The 24320-nt window shown below is 34.5% G+C and carries 23 protein-coding genes; 16 read left to right on the top strand and 7 right to left on the bottom strand.

The annotated features are described in order from the left end of the window. The first annotated feature begins 96 nt into the window (after positions 1-96). The 9 genes from A0O34_RS06880 to A0O34_RS06840 all read left to right on the top strand — a co-directional run bounded on the left by A0O34_RS06880 (position 97) and on the right by A0O34_RS06840 (position 10813). On the top strand, positions 97-1461 hold the full coding sequence (locus A0O34_RS06880) for a hypothetical protein (protein ID WP_066752925.1): 1365 nt from the start codon (positions 97-99) through the stop codon (positions 1459-1461). A 28-nt stretch (positions 1462-1489) separates the two neighbouring features. Continuing rightward, the gene (locus A0O34_RS06875) at positions 1490-3073 is read left to right on the top strand and encodes a hypothetical protein (protein WP_066752923.1); all 1584 of its coding nucleotides are present in this window, start codon (positions 1490-1492) and stop codon (positions 3071-3073) included. 196 nt (positions 3074-3269) lie between these two features. After that, entirely contained in the window at positions 3270-3683 is a 414-nt protein-coding gene (rpsL, locus tag A0O34_RS06870) for a 30S ribosomal protein S12 (RefSeq protein ID WP_027383325.1), read from the top strand. Positions 3684-3706: 23 nt separating this feature from the next. After that, positions 3707-4183, top strand: coding sequence for a 30S ribosomal protein S7 (gene rpsG, locus A0O34_RS06865; RefSeq protein WP_066752920.1), 477 nt, complete (start codon positions 3707-3709; stop codon positions 4181-4183). Between the two features lie 6 nt (positions 4184-4189). Then, on the top strand, positions 4190-6307 hold the full coding sequence (gene fusA, locus A0O34_RS06860; protein WP_066752917.1) for an elongation factor G: 2118 nt from the start codon (positions 4190-4192) through the stop codon (positions 6305-6307). A 17-nt stretch (positions 6308-6324) separates the two neighbouring features. Next, complete coding sequence (rpsJ, locus tag A0O34_RS06855; protein ID WP_002661363.1) at positions 6325-6630, top strand: 30S ribosomal protein S10; 306 nt, start codon at positions 6325-6327, stop codon at positions 6628-6630. A 334-nt stretch (positions 6631-6964) separates the two neighbouring features. Next, positions 6965-7813 carry a carbonic anhydrase family protein gene (locus tag A0O34_RS06850; RefSeq protein WP_066752914.1) on the top strand — a complete coding sequence of 283 codons (849 nt, stop codon included), beginning with the start codon at positions 6965-6967 and terminating at the stop codon, positions 7811-7813. A 132-nt stretch (positions 7814-7945) separates the two neighbouring features. Continuing rightward, complete coding sequence (locus A0O34_RS06845; protein ID WP_066752911.1) at positions 7946-8443, top strand: low affinity iron permease family protein; 498 nt, start codon at positions 7946-7948, stop codon at positions 8441-8443. A 153-nt stretch (positions 8444-8596) separates the two neighbouring features. Continuing rightward, complete coding sequence (locus A0O34_RS06840; RefSeq protein ID WP_066752908.1) at positions 8597-10813, top strand: zinc-dependent metalloprotease; 2217 nt, start codon at positions 8597-8599, stop codon at positions 10811-10813. Positions 10814-10886: 73 nt separating this feature from the next. Here A0O34_RS06840 and A0O34_RS06835 read toward each other — a convergent pair whose 3' ends face one another. From A0O34_RS06835 to A0O34_RS06805, 7 genes are all read right to left on the bottom strand, one after another. Continuing rightward, a complete protein-coding gene (locus A0O34_RS06835) occupies positions 10887-13604 on the bottom strand; it encodes a hypothetical protein (protein ID WP_066752905.1) in 2718 nt (905 codons plus the stop codon). A gap of 105 nt (positions 13605-13709) precedes the next feature. Beyond that, the gene (locus A0O34_RS06830) at positions 13710-14687 is read right to left on the bottom strand and encodes a hypothetical protein (protein WP_066752902.1); all 978 of its coding nucleotides are present in this window, start codon (positions 14685-14687) and stop codon (positions 13710-13712) included. Further along, positions 14687-15100, bottom strand: coding sequence for a hypothetical protein (locus A0O34_RS06825; protein ID WP_066752899.1), 414 nt, complete (start codon positions 15098-15100; stop codon positions 14687-14689). The genes A0O34_RS06830 and A0O34_RS06825 overlap by 1 nt, the downstream gene beginning before the upstream one ends. 365 nt (positions 15101-15465) lie before the next feature. Then, a complete protein-coding gene (locus A0O34_RS06820) occupies positions 15466-16269 on the bottom strand; it encodes a hypothetical protein (protein ID WP_082891113.1) in 804 nt (267 codons plus the stop codon). 17 nt (positions 16270-16286) lie between these two features. After that, positions 16287-17018 (bottom strand): MIP/aquaporin family protein, encoded by a 732-nt coding sequence (locus tag A0O34_RS06815; RefSeq protein WP_066752896.1) that lies wholly within the window; start codon positions 17016-17018, stop codon positions 16287-16289. A 28-nt stretch (positions 17019-17046) separates the two neighbouring features. Beyond that, complete coding sequence (gene glpK / locus A0O34_RS06810) at positions 17047-18543, bottom strand: glycerol kinase GlpK (protein WP_066752893.1); 1497 nt, start codon at positions 18541-18543, stop codon at positions 17047-17049. Positions 18544-18554: 11 nt separating this feature from the next. Next, a complete protein-coding gene (locus tag A0O34_RS06805; protein ID WP_066752890.1) occupies positions 18555-20150 on the bottom strand; it encodes a glycerol-3-phosphate dehydrogenase/oxidase in 1596 nt (531 codons plus the stop codon). A gap of 106 nt (positions 20151-20256) precedes the next feature. Between A0O34_RS06805 and A0O34_RS06800 the strand changes: the two genes are divergently transcribed. From A0O34_RS06800 to rplV, 7 genes are all read left to right on the top strand, one after another. Next, complete coding sequence (locus tag A0O34_RS06800) at positions 20257-21021, top strand: DeoR/GlpR family DNA-binding transcription regulator (protein WP_066752887.1); 765 nt, start codon at positions 20257-20259, stop codon at positions 21019-21021. A gap of 230 nt (positions 21022-21251) precedes the next feature. Further along, positions 21252-21878: a 50S ribosomal protein L3 gene (gene rplC, locus A0O34_RS06795; protein WP_066752884.1), complete on the top strand. Its 627-nt coding sequence runs from the start codon at positions 21252-21254 to the stop codon at positions 21876-21878. Beyond that, complete coding sequence (gene rplD, locus A0O34_RS06790; RefSeq protein ID WP_066752881.1) at positions 21869-22498, top strand: 50S ribosomal protein L4; 630 nt, start codon at positions 21869-21871, stop codon at positions 22496-22498. The genes rplC and rplD overlap by 10 nt, the downstream gene beginning before the upstream one ends. A 3-nt stretch (positions 22499-22501) precedes the next feature. Then, entirely contained in the window at positions 22502-22792 is a 291-nt protein-coding gene (gene rplW, locus A0O34_RS06785; protein WP_047442263.1) for a 50S ribosomal protein L23, read from the top strand. A 22-nt stretch (positions 22793-22814) separates the two neighbouring features. After that, complete coding sequence (rplB, locus tag A0O34_RS06780) at positions 22815-23636, top strand: 50S ribosomal protein L2 (RefSeq protein ID WP_034702846.1); 822 nt, start codon at positions 22815-22817, stop codon at positions 23634-23636. Between the two features lie 2 nt (positions 23637-23638). Beyond that, positions 23639-23917, top strand: coding sequence for a 30S ribosomal protein S19 (rpsS, locus tag A0O34_RS06775; RefSeq protein ID WP_050378485.1), 279 nt, complete (start codon positions 23639-23641; stop codon positions 23915-23917). A gap of 2 nt (positions 23918-23919) precedes the next feature. After that, entirely contained in the window at positions 23920-24318 is a 399-nt protein-coding gene (gene rplV, locus A0O34_RS06770; protein ID WP_066752878.1) for a 50S ribosomal protein L22, read from the top strand. The last annotated feature ends 2 nt before the right edge of the window (positions 24319-24320 follow it).

Genomic DNA, 24320 nt, shown 5'->3' with positions numbered 1-24320 from the left:
CCTCTTTTATAGTCAATAGAAGATAACTATGAGAGGATTTTTAAAAATAATTTGAATAAGTTTCCTTAATATTGCGGTAAAACACTAGAGACTGTAATGAAGTATAAAATTTTAGCTGTATTAATAATAATTATCTATTTTTTTCAGCCTTTTTTTCTACCTACAGGTGGAATAGGAGCGGATAGTCTGTCGTATTTTGGAATTGCTTCGGATCTGCCTAATCTAAAGACAAATCTCTTTCCTTTAGGTTATCCGGTTTTGCTGGAAATGTGTCACTTTTTTGTAAAGGATTATTTTTGGGCATCAAAAATTTTAAATTTTGTTTTTATTGCAACTATTTTATCATTTTCATATTTTAAAAGATTCTATTTTAGAGAAACGGTTTTGCTGCTTGCCGGAAAGACTGCCTTTTTTGTGTTTTGCGGAGTAATTTCCGAAGGTCCTTTTATCTTTTTCTTGTATTTCCTGTTTTATTTTTTGCATCAAATGTTTTCCGGAAAAAAGCTTTACGTCAATGCAGTTTGGGCTTCTCTGATGATGATTTGTATGTTCACAGTAAGATATTCGGGAATTTATATTTATCTATCAATTCTAATATTCCTCTTTTTTACATTTTTAAAGTTGAGAAAAGAAGGGTTTTTCAAGCCTTTATTATTGACTGCATTTCTTTCGGGATTAGGAATTGGAGGGTATTTATTATTTAATTATTTATATTTTGGAAGTTTTACGGGTGAAAATTTGAGGGGAACTGCCGGAGAATTGATGCCGATGGATGTTTTACGTGATCTTTTGGGCGTTTCTAATGTAATAGACCCTTATATTGGAATAAAACCGGCTTCGTACAGCATGGCAAGTATTGGTTTTCAGTTCTTGATTTTGGGGATAGATATTCTAATATTTCGATATTTTCTTACCTATTATAAAAAGGCGAAAGAGACATCATTACATTATTTCCATATTTTGATTTGGATTATGGCGGCTACTTATGCTGTATTTTTATTGATTTCGGGATGGCTTCAAAATATTGAAGAAATGAACACGAGAATGCTGGCAGCCGCAAATTTCTGTTTATTCTTTTCATTTCTTATTCTATATTTTCAAAAGGAAAGTTCTGATAAGCTGATTTGGAGAGTTGGGTGTTTCTTTTTAGTATTTCTTTCGTTATACAGTATAAAGAGCCCTGACAATTATTTGAAAAATAAAAATCAAATACTTTCACAAGTGTCTAAATTCAAAGATAAAAAGTACATATATAATGATGAAAGGGCTGTGAAAAATATTACCATTTATAATATTCCTATCATTAATAAATCTTTCAGCTATCAACATACCAATAAGCAAAAAGGTGAATTGAAACAATCTCTTGTGGGAAGTATAGATCCGCAGATAAAGTGGGTGAAATTTGATACGGTGAAAAATAAAAGTCAGGTTTTATACACCTCTCAACTTATTTTGGATTAATAAACTTTAAAATGAAAGTTTAATTATAATGAAGAATTTTATTATTTCTGCTTCTGTTTTCTTCGGAATTTGCGTTATCTATTTTTTAATAATGATTTCCAAAACGGAGGGCAATTTTACCTACATATTAGATGATGCCTATATTCATTTGGCGATTGCGAAGAATTTTGCGCTTCATGATGTTTGGGGAATGACGAAATATTCTTTTTCATCTTCATCCTCCTCACCAATTTTCACTTTTATTTTAAGTGTTTTGATTATTGTTTTTGGGAATAATGAATTGATCCCTTTGGTTTTCAATGTTGCAGTTTCTTTATTAATTATTGTCTTTCTTAATAGGTATTATTCTTCATTTTTTGATAAAAATAAGCATATCATTATTGCGAGTTTGTTTACGCTTTTTTTTGCTGTTCTGCATATTCAGATTTTCACAGGGATGGAACATAGTTTACAGGTTCTTATTGTTATAGTGAATATTTTTTACTTTCAAAAATGGATTAAAAGTGATTTTAAAGATCAACTTTCATCATATTGGTTTTATGCAACTATTTTACTGCTGGGATTGGTGAGATTTGAAAGTATGTTCTATTTTGTTTCACTGGCTTTTGTTTTTTTATTAATTAAAAGATATAAAGAAGTTGTTTTAACTTTAATTTTAGGTTTCGTTCCCATTTTAATTTTCGGATACTTTAATTATCAAAAAGATGGATATTTCTTTCCAAATTCTGTTGTGGTAAAAGGGACTTCATTTAATTTCTCAGGGAATTATATTGAGCAGATTAAAGAAATAGTATTTAGGAAAATTATTTTAAATATAAAATTTTATCAAGTTGCGCTATTTCCTTTGTTGATAGGAGTTGTATTTATTTATAAAGATTATAAAAGTAAACTGAGTTTTCAAAAGATCATTATTAATAACTTCCTTATTATAGCTTGGAGTCTTACGCTGATGCTACAGTGTGTTTTTGGCGAATTCAAGGGGCCTTTCCGATATGAAGCTTACCTTTTAACGGCTTTTTCAATGATTGTGATTCCAAGATTAAAGCATTTTTTTATAAATCCTTTATCTGAATTTAAAAAAGAAAAATTTACGGTTGCAATTCTTATCGTTAATTTTATATTATTGATCTATAAGTTTGGTTTTGCACATCTATTAATAACGCAGGGCAGCGAAAATATTTACGAACAGCAAATTCAGTCTGCAAAATTCTTAAAGAAGTATTACAATAATTCTAGCGTTGTTGCTAATGATATCGGGGCAATTTGTTATTTTTCAGATATTCATTTGCTTGATTTTGTTGGTTTAGGTTCCACAGAAATGATTCCATTCAGTAAAAAAGGAGCAGTTATGGATAATCGATTTAAAAATTATCTTACAAAATACTGTAAAGAAAACAATTACCAGCTCGCCATAGTTTATGAAGAATGGTTGAGAGGGCAAACACCCGAAAACTGGAAAAAAGTTGCAGTTCTTACCATTAAAAATAATGTAGTTGTAGGTCAGGATCATATTTTTATTTATTCTATCAATCCTAAAATCCATGAATCACTTAAACAGAATGTAAAAGATTTTAAATGGAATAAAAATGTTGATGTTAATATCATAGAATAAAAAAATATATTTATTTAATACAGTTATATTTATCTCTTTCTTTCCTCGCTTATCTTCCTATATATAATGATATACATATTTCTTTAATCATAGATTGAAGCTTTTTGATGTAAGTGATTGATTTTAATTTTCATATAAGTTTTTGTAGATTGGAAAATTATTTATATTTTTGCACCCTAAAATAAAAAGCAATTAAATGCCTACTATTCAACAATTAGTAAGAAAAGGAAGAGTCGCACTCACCAAGAAGAGTAAATCGGCTGCCCTTGATTCTTGTCCACAAAGACGAGGTGTATGTACGAGAGTATATACTACCACTCCTAAGAAACCTAACTCTGCACTTAGAAAAGTTGCAAGGGTAAGACTTTCTAACGGGAAGGAAGTCAACGCCTACATCCCGGGCGAAGGACATAATCTTCAAGAGCACTCGATAGTATTGGTACGCGGCGGAAGGGTGAAAGACCTACCGGGAGTACGTTATCATATCGTAAGAGGAGCATTAGATACTGCAGGTGTAAGCGGTAGAACTCAGAGAAGATCTAAGTATGGAGCTAAGAGACCAAAACCAGGTCAGGCAGCAGCTGCACCAGCTAAAGGAAAGAAAAAATAATCATTAAATAAGGTACAGAAGCAATGAGAAAGACAAAAGCGAAAAAAAGACCGTTGTTACCAGATCCGAAATTTAATGATCAATTGGTAACAAGATTTGTAAACAATTTAATGCTAGACGGTAAGAAGTCTATCGCATTCAAAATATTCTACGATGCATTAGACCTTGTAGAAGCTAAAAAAGGAGAAACTGAAAAAACTGCCCTTGAAATCTGGAAAGATGCATTAACAAACGTTATGCCTCACGTAGAAGTACGTTCTAGAAGAGTAGGTGGAGCTAACTTCCAGATTCCTATGCCAATCAGAGCTGATAGAAAAATTTCTATGGCAATGAAATGGTTAATCAAATATTCTACAGCTAGAAATGATAAGTCTATGGCTTTGAAATTAGCTAACGAAGTTGTAGCTGCTTCTAGAGAAGAAGGTGCTGCTTACAAGAAAAAATCTGATACTCACAAAATGGCGGAAGCTAACAAAGCTTTCTCACACTTTAAATTCTAATTAGAAATGAGTAGAGATCTTAAATTTACAAGAAATATTGGTATTGCTGCCCACATTGATGCGGGGAAAACTACCACTACAGAAAGAATCTTATTTTATACAGGTGTAAACCACAAGATTGGTGAAGTTCACGATGGTGCTTCTACAATGGACTGGATGGAGCAGGAAGCAGAAAGAGGTATTACAATTACTTCTGCTGCAACTACTTGTTCTTGGAATTTCCCAACAGATCAAGGGAAAATCTTACCTGAAAGTAAGCCTTACCACTTCAACATTATTGATACACCGGGACACGTTGACTTCACAGTAGAAGTAAACAGATCTCTAAGAGTATTAGATGGTTTGGTATTCTTATTCTCTGCAGTAGATGGAGTAGAGCCTCAGTCTGAAACAAACTGGAGACTTGCTGACAACTATAAAGTTGCAAGAATGGGATTTGTAAACAAAATGGACAGACAAGGTGCTGACTTCCTTAACGTGGTAAACCAGGTTAAGACGATGTTAGGATCAAACGCAGTTCCAATCGTTTTACCAATCGGTGCTGAAGAAGATTTCAAAGGTGTTGTTGACTTAATTAAAAACAGAGCTATCATCTGGGATGAAGCAGGACAAGGAGCTACTTTCGAAGTAGTGCCAATACCTGAAGACATGAAGGCTGAAGTTCTTGAATACAGAGAGAAACTAGTAGAAGCTGTTGCTGACTACGATGATACTTTGATGGAGAAATTCTTCGAAGATCCGGATTCAATCTCTGAAGAAGAAATCAACGAAGCTCTAAGAAAAGCTACTATTGATCTTTCTATTATCCCTATGACTTGTGGTTCTTCATTTAAGAATAAAGGAGTACAGTTCATGTTGGATGCAGTATGTAAATATTTGCCTTCTCCATTGGATAAAGATGATATCAAAGGTACTGACCCTAGAACAGATCTTGAAGTTACAAGAAAACCAGACGTAAAAGAGCCTTTCGCGGCTTTAGCATTCAAAATTGCTACTGACCCATTCGTGGGAAGACTAGCATTCTTCAGAGCATACTCTGGAAGATTAGATGCAGGTTCTTATATCTTGAACACTCGTTCAGGAGATAAAGAAAGAATCTCTAGAATCTATCAAATGCACGCTAACAAGCAAAATCCTGTAGATTATATTGAAGCAGGAGATATTGGTGCAGCTGTAGGTTTTAAATCTATCAAAACAGGTGATACAATGTGTGACGAGAAAAACCCGATCATTCTTGAATCGATGGTTTTCCCTGATCCGGTAATTGGTATCGCTGTTGAACCTAAAACTAAAGCAGACCAGGATAAAATGGGTAACGCTCTAGCTAAATTAGCTGAAGAAGATCCTACTTTCCAGGTTAAAACTGACGAAGCTTCTGGGCAAACTATTATCTCAGGAATGGGTGAACTTCACCTTGATATTCTTGTAGATCGTATGAGAAGAGAATTCAAAGTTGAAGTAAACCAAGGTCAGCCTCAGGTTGAATACAAAGAAAATCTTACAAGAGTTGCTCAACACAGAGAAGTTTACAAAAAACAATCTGGTGGTAAGGGTAAATTTGCTGATATCGTATTCGAACTTGGACCTGCTGAAGAAGGTAAAATTGGTCTAGAATTTATTAACGAAATCAAAGGTGGTAACGTTCCTAGAGAATTTGTTCCTGCAATTGAAAAAGGCTTTAAAGCTGCAATGAAAAACGGTCCTTTGGCTGGTTTCGAAGTTGAAGGTATTAAAGTTGTTCTTAAAGACGGATCTTTCCACGCAGTGGATTCTGATGCACTTTCTTTCGAATTAGCTGCTAAATTAGGATTTAAAGAAGCGGGACGTGCTGCTAAGCCAGTAATCATGGAGCCTATTATGAAATTGGAGGTTGTAACTCCGGAAGAATATATGGGTAACATCATTGGTGACCTTAACAAGAGAAGAGGTACAATCAGTGGACAAGAAGAAAAGAACGGTGCCGTTGTAATCAAAGGTTCAGTTCCACTTTCTGAAATGTTTGGATATGTAACAACTCTAAGAACACTTTCATCAGGAAGAGCTACTTCTTCTATGGAATTAGAGAAGTACCAAGCTACTCCTCAAAACGTTGCTGAAGATATCATTGCTAAAGCAAAAGGTTAATTTTTTAAAGTAAAGAAATGTCACAAAGAATCAGAATAAAACTAAAATCTTACGATTACAACTTGGTAGACAAGTCTGCTGAGAAAATCGTAAAAACGGTAAAGGCTACTGGTGCTGTTGTAAACGGACCAATTCCATTGCCAACGAATAAGAGAATCTTCACTGTGTTGAGATCTCCGCACGTAAACAAGAAGGCAAGAGAGCAGTTCCAATTATCAGCTCACAAGAGACTAATGGATATCTACTCTTCTTCTTCTAAAACTGTTGATGCTCTAATGAAATTAGAACTTCCTTCAGGTGTAGACGTTGAAATTAAAGTGTGATAACTTGCATATTTTGCACGTAATTATATAAAAATCCGTCCCTTTCGAGGGGCGGATTTTTCATTTGTATCAAATGAAAATCCTCTTAAAATTTAATTATAAAGTAAAATTTCTTAAATGTATTTGTTTTGAATGTTTATTGATGAATTTAGATTGAAATTTTAAACCAATTTATAAGAATTTATATTTTTTTAAAATTCAATTAAAACTTACTTTCTTGTTTAATAGTTGGTTATCCAATATTTTATATTTGTTGTCAAATAACACTTAATATTTCATAAGCAATAATGGTCTGAAAATTAACAACAGACAAAACATTTAAAATTTTACACAAATGAAAAGAAAAAAATTGAATACACTGGTTCCTGCCGGTGTTAAGAGAGCTATTGTCCTTTTGAGTTTTGCTCCAATAGTTTTACTAACGTCATGTAATAGTGATAATAACAGTGAGGATATGCATGAACTGAATTCATATCCGTCAGATCTCATCAGTACACCTATTTCTACGTCTAATTTTCCAGTTGCAGTAGCAGAATCTCAAACTCCCATTAATATTGTCCCTTCCAGTGCTATTGCTTTTCATAGCACAGACCCTACAATACATTACGGATCTGTAAACCTGAATTCTGTAGTAAATAATGCAGGAGAAAACCTTAAAGTAAATGTTACAGGTGCCGATAATGCCAATAACTATATTACAGTGGGAGGTAAGAAATTTAACCTTATTAACTTCCATTTTCATTACAGCAGCGAACATACTGTAGATGGAAAGTACAGTAAAATGGAGATTCACTTTGTAAACGTTTCTGCAGATAATTCATATGCTGTTCTTAGTGTCTTAGTAGACATTGGTGCGGGTAATTCTTCACTTCAAAACTTATTTGCACAGTCTCCAACAACAAGTAATGCTACAAATTCGCCTAATATTACATTCAATCTGTTAGATTTATTTCCAAGTAATAAAAGAGAGTATTATACGTACAGTGGTTCACTGACGACTCCAAACTTTGGAGCAAGTTCCAATATTACAAATGGAGGTCCTGTAGATTGGTTTGTATTTAAAAATAAACAGCAACTTTCTGATGTACAGTTTAATTCTTATACATCAATTTATACAGATCCTAATTTCCGAGCAATACAGCCTTTAAACGGTAGAAAAGTATATGTGAATTCGGGAAATTAATAAAAAGAAAAATACACAACATATTAACTAACTTAGAAACTTCGTCGATTTCGGCGGAGTTTTTGATGAATTTATACTAGAATATTTTAAGGAATTCTTCAAATACAAAGGATAAAATTAATACATACTAAAATGCCAAAATCAAATAACAGCGTTTTTGAAAAATTTTCAAATTGGGCTACAAAATTTACAGGAAGTTCTTATGCTTTTATAGGAGCCACTCTTATTGTTATTGTTTGGGCTGTTTCGGGGCCTATTTTTAATTATTCTGAAACTTGGCAGTTAGTTATTAATACCGGAACCACAATTATTACTTTTTTGATGGTTTTCTTAATTCAGAAAGCACAGAATAAAGATTCAAAAGCTATTCAGATAAAATTGAATGAATTACTTGCTGCCAACGAAAAAGCAAGTAACCGCATTGTAGATATTGAAGACCTCACGGAAAAAGAACTCGATCAACTTCATTGTTATTATGAAAAATTATCAGATTTTGCTGAAGAGGATGCAGATATTCACAGTTCGCACTCAATAGATGCAGCCAAAAGAAATCAGGATTATAAGCATGATCAGTTTAAAAAAAGGCATGATGAATGGCTTCAGAAACAAACACAGAAAAAGGGATCGTAATGATTCCTTTTTTTTATGTTAAATTCAATAAATAGATTGAAAAATTGAATTTTAATAGATTGATTGTATATAATAGTTAATTTTTTAAATTATTAATTCTTTTTATTATAAAATTAATAATAAAAACTACATTTGTCTTCCTAAATTTTATACATGAAGACAAAATTACCCCTTGTATTATTTGCAGTTGCCTCTTCAATGGTAAGTGCGCAATGGAACAAGACGACACCGACGAAAGATGTGGTTAAAAAGAGTGACAATTCGATTTATTATCAACTTGATATTGATAAAATAAGAACTCAATTATTGAGAGCTCCGAAATACGGGGAAGGAAGCGGAATTACCGTAAATATTCCAACCTTAAATGGAAAGACAGAGCGATTTGTAGTTAATAGCTTACCTGTAATTGACGAAGCAATGGCAAGTCAATATCAATTAGGATCTTATGTTGGAACCGGAATTGATGATCCGAGTAAATATATCAGATTCAGTGTAGCTCCTAACGATTTTCAGTCTATGGTAATCAGCAATGGAAAATATGAATTCATTGAACCTGCAACACAAGATAAATCTGTTTATTCAATCCACGGGAAAAGTGGTAAAAATGGTCATGCTTTTACATGTAGTACAAAAGAAAGTAAAGAATCTGTAGCTAAACTTCAACAAATGCAAGCTTCTGGTTTAGCTTCGAAATCTAATGATAAAAAATATCATACACTTAGATTGGCAATGTCTGTTACAGGAGAATATACAACATATTTTGGAGGGACAGCTAATGCTTTAGCACAAGTGAATGCAACTTTGACAAGAGTGAACGGCGTTTTCGAACAAGAATTTAACCTGCACCTTAATATGGTGAGTGCACCAAATCTTATTTTTACAACTGCTTCTTCTGATCCTTACAGTAATGCAAGCCAAATGTGTAAATGGAATAACGAATTAATGAACACTTTACATGGTGGAGCTTATGGCGTTACAGATACAAGTTTCGACATAGGGCATTTGTTTGGAAGAACAGGTGGAGGCGGTAACGCAGGATGTATTGGTTGTATAGGAAGTAATGATGTTTCTACAACTAGTTATAGTGCAGCTAATGGAGGTTGTGGCTATGCCTACATCTCTCCGAATAATTATAAAGGAAGTGGTATAACTTCTCCAGCAGATGGAGTTCCGATGGGTGATACTTTTGATATCGATTATGTAGCTCATGAACTGGGGCACCAGTTGGGTGATTCGCACACTTACAGTTTTTATGAAGATTTCTTAAATCAAGAAGTTGAACCGGGATCAGGCTCTACAATTATGGGATATGCAGGAATTACAGGACCGTCTACAGATCTTCAGGATCACTCAGATCCTTATTTCCACAGTGTGAGTATAGATCAGGTTCAGGCAGTTCTTACAACTGCAACCGTTGATGTAGAAACACCGATTACTAATAACACACCGGTTGTTACAGCAATGCCAACAACTTATACGATACCTAAATCAACAGCGTTTGTATTGAATGCTGTAGCTACTGATCCTGATGGAGATGCATTAACATATAACTGGGAACAAGTAGATCCATGTACGTTGGATGACGGAATTGATAATACCAATATTGGAAGCGAAACTTCAGGTGCTATCTTCAGATCATGGCCAGCAGTAACTACTCCTACTAGATATTTCCCTAAGTTAGCAACAGTGCTTGGTGGGGCTGTAGCCAATGTAGTAGATTTTGAATCAGCATCTAATGTTGCAAGAACTACTCATTTCCGTGTTACAGTAAGAGACAACAAACCTGCAGGCCAAGCACAAACAGCTTACGCAACACAGACAATTGTTGTAGGTTCTGCAAGTGCATTTACCGTAAATACTTCAACATTAACTCCAAATACGAACTCTACAATTACGTGGGTGGTTTCTGGTACAACAGCTTCTCCATACAATGTTGCCAACGTGAAAATAGATTATACTTTTGATGGTGGTGCAACTTGGACGGTATTAGCTGCTTCTGTCCCTAACTCAGGTACTGCAAGTGTTTTAATTCCTGCATCTTTAGCGGGTAAAAGCGGACATGTAAGAGTTTCTGCAATTGGTAACGTGTTTTATGCTGTAAAGCAAAATAACGTTGCAACTTTAGGAACTTCCGAAGTTGGAAATGTAAAAACTGTTCAGATCTATCCGAACCCAGTTGATGATATTTTAAATGTTAAAAATATTTCTTCAAAATCAACATATGAAATTTACAATGCTCCAGGACAATTGATCTCTAAAGGAACAATCGGAGATGGTAAAATTGTTGTGAGAGATTTGGTAAAAGGTGTTTACTTCATCAATATAAATGAGAATGGTACAGATCTTAAAACTAAGTTTGTTAAAAAATAATTTTAAATAAATTAAAGATCATAAAAAAATCTCTGAAGCAATTCAGAGATTTTTTTTATAATTGAAAACTAAGTTACTTCATAAAATAACTAAAATAAGAACAGCTACCCATAAGACTTTTCGTAACCTCTGCATCTGCATACTGCGATTTCAGGATAGCAAAATAAGTTCTGTATTTTTGGTTTTTAATATCATTAAGTTGAATTTGATAAGCATCGCTTTTCTCAGAATATTTAGGATCAGAGTAATCAATTTTTGAAGGATTTTTTGCTTCATATTGATAATACTTTCCTTGCTCGGCACTTGCCATCTGGAAAAGGACTCTTGCTTTTTGATCTTTATTGGTTGAAAGGTCTAGAGCTTTTTTATAATAATTAATTGCCAGATCAAAATTATCAGGTTCAATGTAAGATGTGTCTAGGAAGTTTTTATAATAATATTGATATGGCGTTTTTTTGTCAGTATTCCAGAAATCATATTTTCCGCCATTGCTGTTGTCGATATCCATCACAAATACTTCTCTGTAATATCCTAAAATTGAAGTGTTATAAAGTAAATTTCCGATCAGCTGATTGGCCTGTGGAGCTTTCTCATCTTTTCCACTTCCAATTTTCTTTAACTGAATTAAAGCATCCGAAAGCTCAAGCTTATTCATCGAATTTTTAATGAAAGGAAATGCAGAATAATCTTCAGCTTCCATACTGCTACTGTCTGCGCTTTCAAAACTTTCCCAGACGTTGTGCCCGAAAATAAGATTGGAAACATTTTTGAAACCATTGTATTCAGCACCGGCATATTGACGGGGTGTTACTTTTTGATTATTTTCAGTCCATTCATAATTAAGCCTTGGAATTCCGGTAAAGCTTTGGGCTTTTTGATAATAAGATTTAGCCTTTTCAAAATCAGCCATTCTCATTGCTCTGTCACCATAAATTACACTGAAAAATGCATCTATATTTCCTACATCATTAATATTTTTAGCAATAATTTGTTGCTCAAATTGTGACTTGTTCGGCTTTCTGTAAAAATCTTCCACACTTTTCACCAAATTTGAATTCGGGTTGTATTGAAGATCAGAAAGTTTATTGCTCATCAAGAACGACTTTCCATCTTCTCCTTGTAAGAAATAACGGTTGGCTAAAACATCTTTAAGGAAAGAAGCCGTTGACGGGACCGGACCGTAATAAGAATCGTAATCTGATTGAGTGCTGTCTTTTTTAACCTCTTTTTCCACAAAATATTCCGCATAATCTTTCATTAAATGATTTTCATATTCCGCAGTGATTTTTGGCTGGGAAACGATATCATTCAGAACTTTCATTCTCTTTATTTCTTCAAGATATTCCGGATTGTTGGTTTTAATATCTTCTAAAATTTCAGTGCTTGCTTTGTAGTCTTTTTTCAAAAACTTCAAGTAAGCGTCTGCGATCTGCCAATATTCATCTTTAGATTTAGCCTTTGTTTTTTCTGTGAATTTTTCAAGATCACCCAGGAAATCTTTCTGCTTTTCATCATAGTAATAACTTTGATTTTTAGTGTAAAAAGGAATTCGGTTAGGATTATCCAGCAATTCGTCATCGCTTTGGTCAGCCTTGTTGTTTTCTGTTGTTGAATCTGATTTTATTCCGAAAAGCTTTTTAAAGAATCGTACGATCTTTTGCCAGAAAGACAATTCTTTTTCTTTTACTTCAGGAGTTTCAGCTTTAGCCGGATCAACAGAAGTATTTGAAGTGCCTTTTTGAACGGTAGAATTATTACTATTATCTGTGGAAGCATAGTAATAAGTCGGTAGATAGCTTCTCTCCAATTCATTAATACTTCTTACAGCCATTACTTTCAGGATCTCGGAATCAGGATTGATGTCGAACATTTTCTCCATAATAGGAATCGGATTGGTGAAATCTTCATAGCCCAAAAGGAAATATCCCATATTTTTTTCCTCATTCGTTCCAGCTCTTTTTAAGATGTTATTAAAAGAAGCGGTGTCTGAAAGTTTCATCGAAACAAATGCAGATTCTTTACGGCTTTTGCTGTTCATGAAAACCTGAAAAAAGTTCCAGTTGGCATCGCTGTTCATTTGTAAACCTCTCTGCGCACCTGCCAATTGATCAAGTGACATAAAATAAGGTGCTCCTTTTAATTTTATAGGCTCAACATAAGTTTTGAATGCCTGAAGAGCCGCATCATAATTTCTGGTATAATGATTAAAACGCACTAACTGATAACCGTAACGTTGCTTGATTTCAGGATTTTTTGCAGCATTATATAAAGAGGTTAATGCCGAAATTGTTTTAGGATAATCAAGATTGGTGGCATTTTTATCCGTGCTGTTTTCTCTGTAATAGAAAGAATCTGCACTTTCCACATAATTGATTTTCATGTAAGGCTCCAGATATTTAGCCTCGATCAGATAATCAATTCCTTCATTGTATTTTTGATAAAATCCAGTGCCCAATTTTGTGAGTAAAGCATTGTTGAGTGTCCCTTTTTTCAGTTCATTAAGATCGTTCATGCTCATTTTATTGACCATGAAATCTGTTTCAGCATAACTTAACTGATTATTAAAGAATTTTCTCCAAGACTCAATATTTTCGTCAGGAATTTGAGATTGTTTAAAATCAGTATAAAACCGTGTTGAATAGCTGTGAAGAAAAGGTAAATACGATTTATCCTTAATGATGCTTTGTGTGAAGAGATTAAAATATTCATAATCCGGATCAGACCAGGCGCAGGCATCAGATTTCGTGTAGAAAAGTGATAAAACAGCAAGTGAAAGAATATACTTTTTCATTTTTATGTAAGGTGTTTTTTATAGTTTAAGTTAAAACAAGAATTCAACGTAATCATCCGTGAAAATCTGTGCAATCCGTGGGAAAAAAATCCACAAATCTTTAAATTAAAAATTAAAATTCTGATTAACAACAAATTTACTATCTAATTGATAATAAATAATATCAAACTGCGGTATTTTTTTCTCTAAGAAATTAACAACGGTTTGAAGCTGTTCATCAGAAATTTCCTCAATTTTTATTTTGAAACCTTTATTAAGATAATTTCCGAAGTAGAATCCGTCTTTTTCGATCTCAATTTTATTTTCTGATATTTTCTGAAAATTAGGATTGTTTAAATCTTCTTTAGACAAAGCATTGATGAGTTTATGTTTTCCCAAATGATTGGTGACAATTCCCCACGAGTAAATCGGGAGCGCAACTGCAATTTTCTTTATCGGATAATCTTCAATATTCGAAAGGTAGCTTTTCAAAGTATTCACATCTAAAATTGAATTGATGTCGGCATTTTCCAAAGGTGAAGAAGTAGAGTAGCACATCAGATAAACTTTTTCAACTGGTGGAATTCCAGTCTTGGCTTTATCTTTTACCTGATGAAGACGGAGTGTGCAGGTAATTTGTTTTCCTGAGATCTTTTTTAATTCTTTTAAAAATGTAAAATAATCATCGCGTGTTCCGGCAGTCCAGTCACAGTCGATCTGAATTTCATTGTTGATATTTAAATGATATTCTGTAGCTTTCTTTTGAATTAATTGATTGATTTTTTGAGCTAAAAATTTAATTTCATCCTGAGAAATATTTAGCAAAGTTCTGTTGGTAATAAAAACAGTCGGAACAATTTGTTTGTCAGTCTGGAAACTTTTACTTTTCGTAATAACCGCAATCGGCTGAAATTTCCCTTCTACTTTATCAACATCAAAAAATCGGGTGTATAAATAAGGAACTGTAGCTTTTTGTAAAACTTTTTTCTCTTTCTGATCTAATGAAAGTTTCGTTTTCCAGTAATAGAAAGTGTAGGAATGGTCATTTTTCTTATTGCAGGAAACAATAAGAAAAAGGAAGAATAAAATTTTTAATGTTTTCATTATTGATAAAATGCACTGTCACAAACACAACTTCCACTTTCTGTTTCTGAAACCGAGCAACAGTCTTCAGATTTTGAAATGTTTCCTTTTTCGTCGGTCATGTAGATTTTCTCTTTATCAAATTTTACAAAAAAGGTTTCATTATAAGTTTTGAAATGAACTTTCATCACTTTTGGGTTGTATTTTCCGGCGTTTATTTCTTCTTTGGTTTCCTCTCCGCTAGCCTGATTAACTTGTACAAAGCCAAAATAAACATCACCATTTTTCTTTACATCCACATAATAAGCCGGAGTTCCGGTTCCGCTGTAGCCTTCGAGGATATTAAAATCTCTTTTTCCTGTGAAAGGAGCTTTAGACTGAGCAAAAGACAGCATGCTGATGCATAAAATAAATAAGCAGAAAACCTTTTTCATATTTTTTTCTCAAAATTAAACATATTCCAGCAAAAATTAAACCGTAAAAACACGGTGATTGGCTAAAACACGCACAATCATATGTGAAAATTTATTGGAGCTAAAATTTTAACCACAAAAGACACAAAAGGTTGAACGCTGTAGCTTTTTAAGCTAAAATTTATTCTGTTAAAAAGTACACATAAGTTTTAAAAAATCTTTGATTTTTATTCTTTTGCAAGCTTTTATTTTCAAAATAGTTAAACTTTAAAATGGTCAATAAAAGCTTTTGTCACTTTTGTGGTTAAAATCAAAACATATTCAAAACAACAAACCATCCCAAAAATTGGAATGGTTTGTAAATTAAATTACTAACAATTTTTATTTTAAAATACAGTCGCAGCTAGCTGGATCCTTGCATATTTGTTCGAAGGATTCCACATCGCCATCATAGAAACGGGAAGGCTGTAGTGATCTGTGATTTTAACGGTTTTGGTGGCTTTAATACCAGCATTTACGATGTCGAAACTATTCTTTCCGTTACCATAAAGAAAGGTTTGATCATTAAGAGCGAAACCAGCACCAACAAACGCGTCCAGATTTACTTTTTTACCAGAAATTACGGGATAGCTTACCTGTACATAGGTAGAATATTTATTCTTTTTATAGCTTCCGTCTGGTTCTAAAACAACTTCTCCTGCGTTCGCTCCTCCGTACAGCATAATATCTGCTTCAACGTTGATAGGAAATGAAGGTCCGAAAGTATAATTGGTTCTTAAATCAATAATATGAGATGTTCTTCTGTTTGAATAATGGAAAATATCTTCTGATGCAACTGTCGTATTGATGTTTCTGGAATTAAATAAATCCCACAACCCAATATAAAAACGTCCGTTTGAATATTGAACATAATAATTGATTTCTTTATAATGGGTTCCGTCTTTATCATCAGTCAGCGAAGAAGCTCCCCAGATTCCGACTTTCCATTTTTTTTCTGCATCCAAAGCATAAGAAAGATTTCCCATCACAACAGGTTTATCAGTAATAATCAATCCTCTCCAAAGATGGTTATTTTGAATATTTGCTGTAAAATCCAGTCTGTTATTCTCCTGCTTTTCTGTTGCGTCTTGGGCAAAAAGCTTCCCTATGCCCAATGTTATCAGGCATAAACTTGTTAAAAGTTTTTTCATTGTTTAAACTTTTTAGGTTAATTTAATGCTCCATAGAGAAGAGCTGCTAAAATGGCTCCAAAAATAGGTCCGGCAACAGGAATCCAGGCATATCCCCAATCACTGCTTCCTTTAATTGGAAGAATAGAGTGCATAATTCTTGGCCCAAGATCTCTTGCGGGATTAATCGCGTATCCCGTCGTTCCTCCCAATGAAAGTCCGATCGCCCAAACTAAAAATGCTACCGGCAATGCACCGATTGATCCTAGCCCTATTTTGGCAGTCGTGTCATTATGTAAAGAGAGACTCGGGTCTGCAAAATAAAATATCACGAAAACCAATACGAAAGTTCCAATAGTCTCGCTGATAAAGTTTGATAAAGGCTTCCTGATCGCAGGACCTGTACTGAAACAAGCGAGTTTTCCACCTTCATCTTCGGTAACTGCGAAATGATCTTTGTAAACCAGCCAGACAAGAAATGCTCCCAATGCTGCTCCGATCATTTGGGCTGCAATATATGTTGGGACAAGATCCCACGAAAATTTTCCTGCCACTGCCAAACCGATTGTAACGGCCGGATTCAAATGCGCACCACTAATTGGGCCCGCAACTTGAACGCCTACAAAAACGGCCAGTGCCCAAGCAGTAGAAATAACAATCCACCCGGAGTTATTTCCTTTAGTGTCTTTCAAAACAACGTTGGCTACAACGCCGTTGCCTAATAATATAAGAAGCATTGTACCAATTACTTCTGCAATAAATGGAGTCATATGTGTGTATTGTTAGTTAGGAGGAAAATTAATCTTCAATCCAGTTTTGAGAGCGTTTTACAGCTTTATTCCAGAAATGAATCATATTATCGGCTTTTTCTTTGTCCAATTTTGGATGAAAATCTTTGTCCACGATCCATTGAGATTGGATTTCGTCTACACTTTTCCAATATCCAACGGCAAGACCTGCAAGATAAGCGGCACCCAATGCTGTTGTTTCTAATGTTTTTGGTCGTGTAATTTTAAATCCAAAAAGATCAGATTGAATCTGCATTAATAAATCGCTCGCAGAAGCTCCACCATCAACTCTAAGTTCAAGACTAGGTGTTCCTGAGTCTGCTTCCATGGCTCTTACAATATCATACACCTGAAATGCAATTCCTTCCAAAGTAGCTCTGGCAATGTGTCCATTGGTTGTTCCTCTGGTAATTCCGACAAGAGTTCCTCTCGCATATTGATCCCAATAAGGTGCTCCTAAACCTGTAAGTGCCGGCACAAAATAAACGCCACCATTATCTTCTACGGTTTGGGCAAGTGTGTTGATTTCTTCAGCTGAATTAATTAATTTAAGTCCGTCTCTTAACCACTGTATTGCTGCACCGCCTACGAATACACTTCCTTCTAGTGCATAATTTACTTCTCCATTTATCTTCCAGGCAACAGTTGTCAGTAAATTATTTTTAGATTCTACGGCTTCTGTTCCAGTGTTCATTAATAGGAAGCATCCTGTTCCGTAGGTGTTTTTTACCATTCCCGGAGTCGTACACATTTGTCCGAACAAGGCAGCTTGCTGATCTCCTGCAATTCCTGCAATAGGAATTTTCGTTGAAAATAATGTTGTTGATGTTTCACCATACACTTCACTGCTTTGTTTCACTTGCGGCAATATAGCTTTCGGAATATTGAATAATTTCAACAAATCATCATCCCATTCTAAAGTATGAATGTTCAAAAGCATCGTTCTGCTGGCGTTGGAAACATCAGTAATGAACATTTTTCCGCGGGTAAGTTTCCAAACAAGCCAAGTGTCAACAGTTCCGAAACATAATTTGCCTTCTTCCGCTTTTTCTCTTGCTCCTTCTACGTTATCTAATATCCATTTTAATTTTGTTGCCGAAAAATAAGCATCCAATACAAGTCCGGTTTTCTTTTTGATCATCTCCGTATGACCTTCTTCTTTAAGAGAATCACAATACTTAGACGTTCTTCTGTCCTGCCAAACAATAGCATTGTAAATGGGTTCTCCTGTTTCTCTGTCCCAAACAATGGTAGTTTCCCTTTGATTGGTAATTCCGATAGCTGCAATTTCTAATCCTGAAATACCTGCTTTGGCAATGGTTTCAGCTGCAACGGAAATTTGAGAAGACCAGATTTCATTCGCGTCATGCTCTACCCAACCTGGAGTCGGGAATATCTGTTCAAAATTTCTCTGGGAGATTTGTTTAATTTCTCCGCTGTGATTGAATAAAATAGCCCTAGAAGATGTTGTTCCTTGGTCTAGAGCGAGGATCAATTTTTCACTCATACTGTATATATTTATGGTTGATTGTTTTTAGGAGAGTAGGGTATTAATAAATAACCTTTTGCTAATTCAATGAATTCTTTTTCCTGTTGGCTTGCCCATTCTGCTGAAAGTCCTCTTTCTTCTGCAATGATCAACGATACTTTATGTGCACTGTCGATCGCTGCTCTTGCATCTAAGAATAACATGCGGACTCTTCTTGCTAAAACATCTTCTATTGTTTCCGCCATTTCATTTCTTACTGCCCAGACTATTTCTGCAACTGTGAAAGGTTGATCCGGATGAATCTTTTCTGAATATATAGGATTGCTGTTTTGCAACATTTTTATTGAAGGAATATCTGAACCGTAAACATATAAATGACTGCTTCTGTCTACCTGCTCAGCTTTTACATTACCATGAATGGATAATTTCTCTGTTTTAGAAGTTGTCATTCCCAGATTGTGAATTTCCATGGCTTTGTTAATGGTGTCTTCTGCCATTTTACGGTAGGTCGTCCATTTTCCACCGATGATTGAAATCAATCCGGTATCAGACGTAACCACTTTATGACTTCTGGATACTTCTTTAGTGCTTTTGCTTCCGTCTTTTGGAGCGGCAAGCGGTCTTAATCCTGCAAAAACAGATTTTACATCTTCACGTGTTGGTTTTTTAGAAAGATATTGTCTTGCTGTATTTAAAACGAAATTAATTTCTTCTTCCAAAGCTCTTGGTTCAAAACTTTCGTTTTCTAATAAAGTATCGGTTGTTCCAACTAAAGCTCTGTCGTGCCACGGAACGACAAACAAAACTCTTCCGTCTGACGTTTTTGGAATCATGATGGCGTCATCGCTTTTTAAGAAAGATTTATCTAAAACCAAATGAATACCCTGACTTGGAACAACAAATTTTCCGTGCTTTGGATTATTCATATTAAGGATGTCATTCGTGAAAATTCCTGTCGCGTTGATGACAACCTTTGCATGAATTTCATATCGTTTTTGAGTGAACTGATCTTCTGCAACAACTCCGATTATTTTATTAGCATCACTTTTAATAAGATTGATTACTTTTAAATAATTAATAGCACTTCCTCCTTTTTCAATAATGGTTTGAGCTAAATTAATCGCTAAACGTGCATCGTCAAATTGTCCGTCTTGATAAACAACACCACTCATGAGGTTTTTCTGCTCAATCGTTGGAAGTTTGCTGACAGTTTTAGACTTACTTATATATTGTGTTCTTCCAAGGCTTAATTTCCCGGCAAGAAAATCATAGATAGATAATCCTATTTTATAATAAATACCTCCCCACCAAGTATAGTTGGGGATAATGAAAGATTGATTTTTTACAACGTGTGCTGCGTTTTGTGCAAGCAAGCCTCTTTCTTTTAAAGCTTCTTTTACCAATCCGATATCGCCCTGAGCAAGATATCTTACGCCTCCATGTACAAGTTTGGTACTTCTGCTGGATGTTGCCTTTGCAAAATCGTGAGATTCTATCAGTAAAGTTTTAAATCCTCTGCTTGTTGCGTCCAATGCAGAACCTAAACCACTAGCTCCACCACCAATAACAATAAAATCCCACTCCTGGGTATTGGCTAATTTAATGAGTTCTTCATTTCGTTTCATAATACTTCGTTTATGTTTCGTTTTCAAATGTAATAATTAAAAATGAAACTAAAAAGAAAATAAATGAAATTTTTAAGGTCTCAATAAAAATTAATAAATTTGATGAATGGAAAAGTTACAGCCAAGGCATACTGATATATTAAAGGAAATAGACGAAAAAGACTATGTTCTTGTTCAGGAATTGTGTGAAAAGTTTAATGTTTCCTCAGTTACGATCCGAAAGGATTTGACGTATTTAGAAAGTTTAGGCTTGCTATTTCGTAATCACGGAGGAGCAAGTAAGCATGTGAGATACGCCTATGAAAAGAATGTTGGTGAAAAGGAAAGCATTAATGTAGAAGCAAAACAAAATATTGCTAAAGCTGCCTTGCAATTGATACAGGAAAATGACTGTATTATATTGGCTTCCGGAACAACGATGCATTATCTTGCCAGAATGCTGGTGAATTTTGGTCAGCTTACCGTGCTTACTTCTTCTTTAAGAGTTGCACTTGAGCTTTGTAATAATCCTAACATTAATATTATACAGTTAGGAGGGGAGGTTAGAAAAAGTTCTACTTCTATAGTGGGTTCTATTTCGGAAACTATTCTTAAACAGTTTTCGTGCAATAAATTATTCCTCGGAGTTGATGGTATTGATATGGAGTTTGGAATAAGTACGTCCAATGCTGCAGAAGCACATCTTAATCAACTTATGATTGAATGTTCTGAGAAAGTCGTGATATTGGCAGATTCTTCAAAACTTAATAAAAAAGGATTCGGAAAGATCGCTCCTCTGGATAAAATAGATTATCTGGTAACTGATGACGGAATCTTAGAAGAAGACAGAAGCGGGCTTGAAGAAAGAGGGGTTTCTGTTATTACAAAATAAATTTAATAATTGATAAATAATTGTTGTATAAATCACCTTGTGTTGGCTGATTTTTTGTAAACTGCTAAAAATCAAAATATTTTGCAATAAAATTTGTCAATTTGAAAATTATTCATAAATTTGCACACTCATTTTAGGGGTAGAGTATGCCTATATCAAAAGTAGAAATTACTAAAACTTCCTCAAATGAAAGTGTATCCAAAGAAATTTTATAACATATTATATAAATAATGTCAGGTATTATTGGTAAAAAAATCGGTATGACATCTTTGTTTAACGAAGAAGGAAAAAACATTCCTTGTACAGTTATCCAAGCTGGTCCATGCTCGGTTTTACAGGTCAGAACCATTGAAAAGGACGGCTATAAAGCAGTTCAATTAGGTTTCGATGACAAGAGTGAGAAGAACGTTGGTAAAGCGTTAGCTGGTCATTTTAAAAAGGCTGGTTCAGCTCCTAAAGCTAAGTTGGTAGAATTCTATAGAGAATTTGTAGACCAAGTAACAGTAGGAGAAGATGTAACTGTGAAATTATTCGGCGAAGGAGAGTTCGTTGATGTAACAGGAACTTCTAAAGGTAAAGGTTTCCAAGGTGTTGTTAAAAGACACGGATTTGGAGGTGTAATGCAAGCTACTCATGGTCAGCACAACAGACTTAGAGCTCCAGGTTCTATCGGTGCTGGATCAGATCCTTCGAGAGTATTCAAAGGAATGAGAATGGCAGGTAGAATGGGAGGTAAGCAGGTAACTGTACAAAACCTTCAAGTATTAAAAGTGGATCAAGAACAAAATCTTTTAGTAGTAAAAGGTGCTGTTCCGGGAGCTAAAAATTCTTATGTAATTATCAGAAAATGGAACTAGTAGTATTAAATACATCAGGAAAAGAAACCGGAAAAAAAGTAACTCTAGACGAATCTGTATTCGGTATTGAGCCAAACAAGCACGCGGTTTACTTAGAAGTTAAACAGTACCTTGCTGCACAAAGACAAGGGACTCATAAATCAAAAGAAAGAAGCGAAATTACTGCTTCTACTAAGAAACTTAAGAAGCAAAAAGGATCTGGATCTGCTAGATACGGTGATATTAAATCTCCAACTTTCAGAGGTGGAGGTAGAGTATTCGGACCTAAGCCAAGAGACTACAGGTTCAAATTGAACAAAGCTCTTAAGAGATTAGCTAAGAAATCTGTTCTTTCTCAGAAAATGAGAGACAACAGCATCAGAATTGTAGAAGGATTGAGCATTGCTGCTCCTAAAACTAAAGATTTCATGACTATCTTAAATGCATTAGCATTGAACGATACTAAATCTTTATTCATTCTTCCTGATACTAACAAGAATGTATATTTATCTTCAAGAAACTTACCTAAGACTAAAGTTATGAAATTCAATGAAATTTCTTCTTATGACTTAATCAATGCAGGTGAGATCGTTTTCTTAGAAGGTGCAGTTGAAAAATTCCAGGAAAACTTAAAGAAATAAATCATGTCACTAATTATTAAACCAGTTATTTCAGAAAAAGCAAACTATCTTACAGATTTAAGAGGTGCTTATTCTTTCTTAGTACAACCTAAGGCGAATAAAATCCAGATTAAAAATGCAATAGAGCAAGCTTATGGTGTAAAAGTAGCAGACGTTAGAACGATGATTTATGCGCCTAAAGTTTCTTCGAAATACACGAAAAAAGGTCTTCAAGTAGGAAAGACAAACAAATTGAAAAAAGCGGTTATCACTCTTGCAGAAGGGGAAGTAATCGATATTTTTGCTGTAAATTAATTATTAATTATAAATAATAGTAATGTCTGTTAGAAAATTAAAACCTATCACCCCAGGACAGAGATTCAGAATTGTAAACAATTTTGAGGAAATTACTACTAACAAACCAGAGAAATCTCTAACTGTTGGTATTAGTAAGTCAGGTGGACGTAACCAAACTGGTAAAATGACCATGCGTTACACCGGAGGTGGACACAAAAAGAAATACAGAATTATCGACTTCAAAAGAAACAAGCATGATGTTGAAGCAACGGTAAAAACTGTAGAATATGATCCAAACAGAACTGCATTTATCGCTTTATTAGAGTATGCTGACGGAGAGAAGAGATATATCATCGCTCCAAACGGTATCAAAGTAGATCAAAAGGTAGTTTCAGGAGAAAGCGTAGAACCGAACATCGGTAACGCAATGAAATTGAAAAACATTCCATTGGGTACTGTTATTTCTTGTGTTGAAATGAAGCCTGGACAAGGTGCTATTTTAGCAAGAAGTGCTGGTTCTTCAGCTCAACTTACTTCAAGAGACGGAAAATATGCAATCATCAAATTGCCTTCAGGAGAATCTAGAATGATCCTTACTGAGTGTTATGCAATGATTGGATCTGTTTCTAACTCTGATCATCAGTTAACTGTTTCAGGTAAGGCTGGTAGAAGCAGATGGTTAGGTAGAAGACCTAGAACTAGACCGGTAGTAATGAACCCTGTAGATCACCCAATGGGAGGTGGTGAAGGACGTTCATCTGGAGGTCACCCAAGATCTAGAAACGGTATGCCTGCTAAAGGTTACAAAACCAGAAAGAAAAACAAAGCGTCTAACCGTCATATCATATCTAAACGTAAATAATTATGGCAAGATCACTTAAAAAAGGACCATTCATCGCATATACTTTAGATAAGAAGGTTCAGGCAAATATAGAGGCTGGAAAGAAAACAGTTATTAAAACTTGGTCTAGAGCATCAATGATCTCTCCGGACTTCGTAGGACAAACTATTGCAGTACACAACGGGAAATCTTTTATCCCTGTTTATGTTACAGAAAACATGGTTGGTCACAAGCTAGGCGAATTTTCTCCAACAAGATCTTTCAGAGGTCATGGTGGTAACAAAAACAAAGGAAGTAGATAATCATGGGATCAAGAAAAAGAGAAAGTGCATTAGCACGTAAATTAACGAATCAAGATGTAGTAAAAGCATTACATAATGATTGCCCTTCTTCTCCAAGAAAGATGAGATTAGTTGCTGATATCATCAGAGGAGTTGAAGTTGACAAAGCTTTATACATTCTAAAATATTCTAAAAAAGACGCTTCTAACAAGTTAGAGAAAGTATTACTTTCTGCGATGGCCAACTGGCAGTCAAAGAACGAAGGTGCTGATATCGAAGAAGCTAATCTTATCATTAAAGAAATTTTTGTAGACAGTGCTAGACAATTGAAGAGACTAAGACCTGCACCACAAGGTAGAGGACACAGAATCAGAAAAAGATCTAACCACATTACACTAATCTTAGGTAATAAAGAAAATTAATC

The organism is Chryseobacterium glaciei, from assembly GCF_001648155.1.
Taxonomy (GTDB): domain Bacteria; phylum Bacteroidota; class Bacteroidia; order Flavobacteriales; family Weeksellaceae; genus Chryseobacterium; species Chryseobacterium glaciei.
Note: the sequence above shows the minus strand (reverse complement) of the source record. Positions and strands in the feature narration are given on the sequence as shown.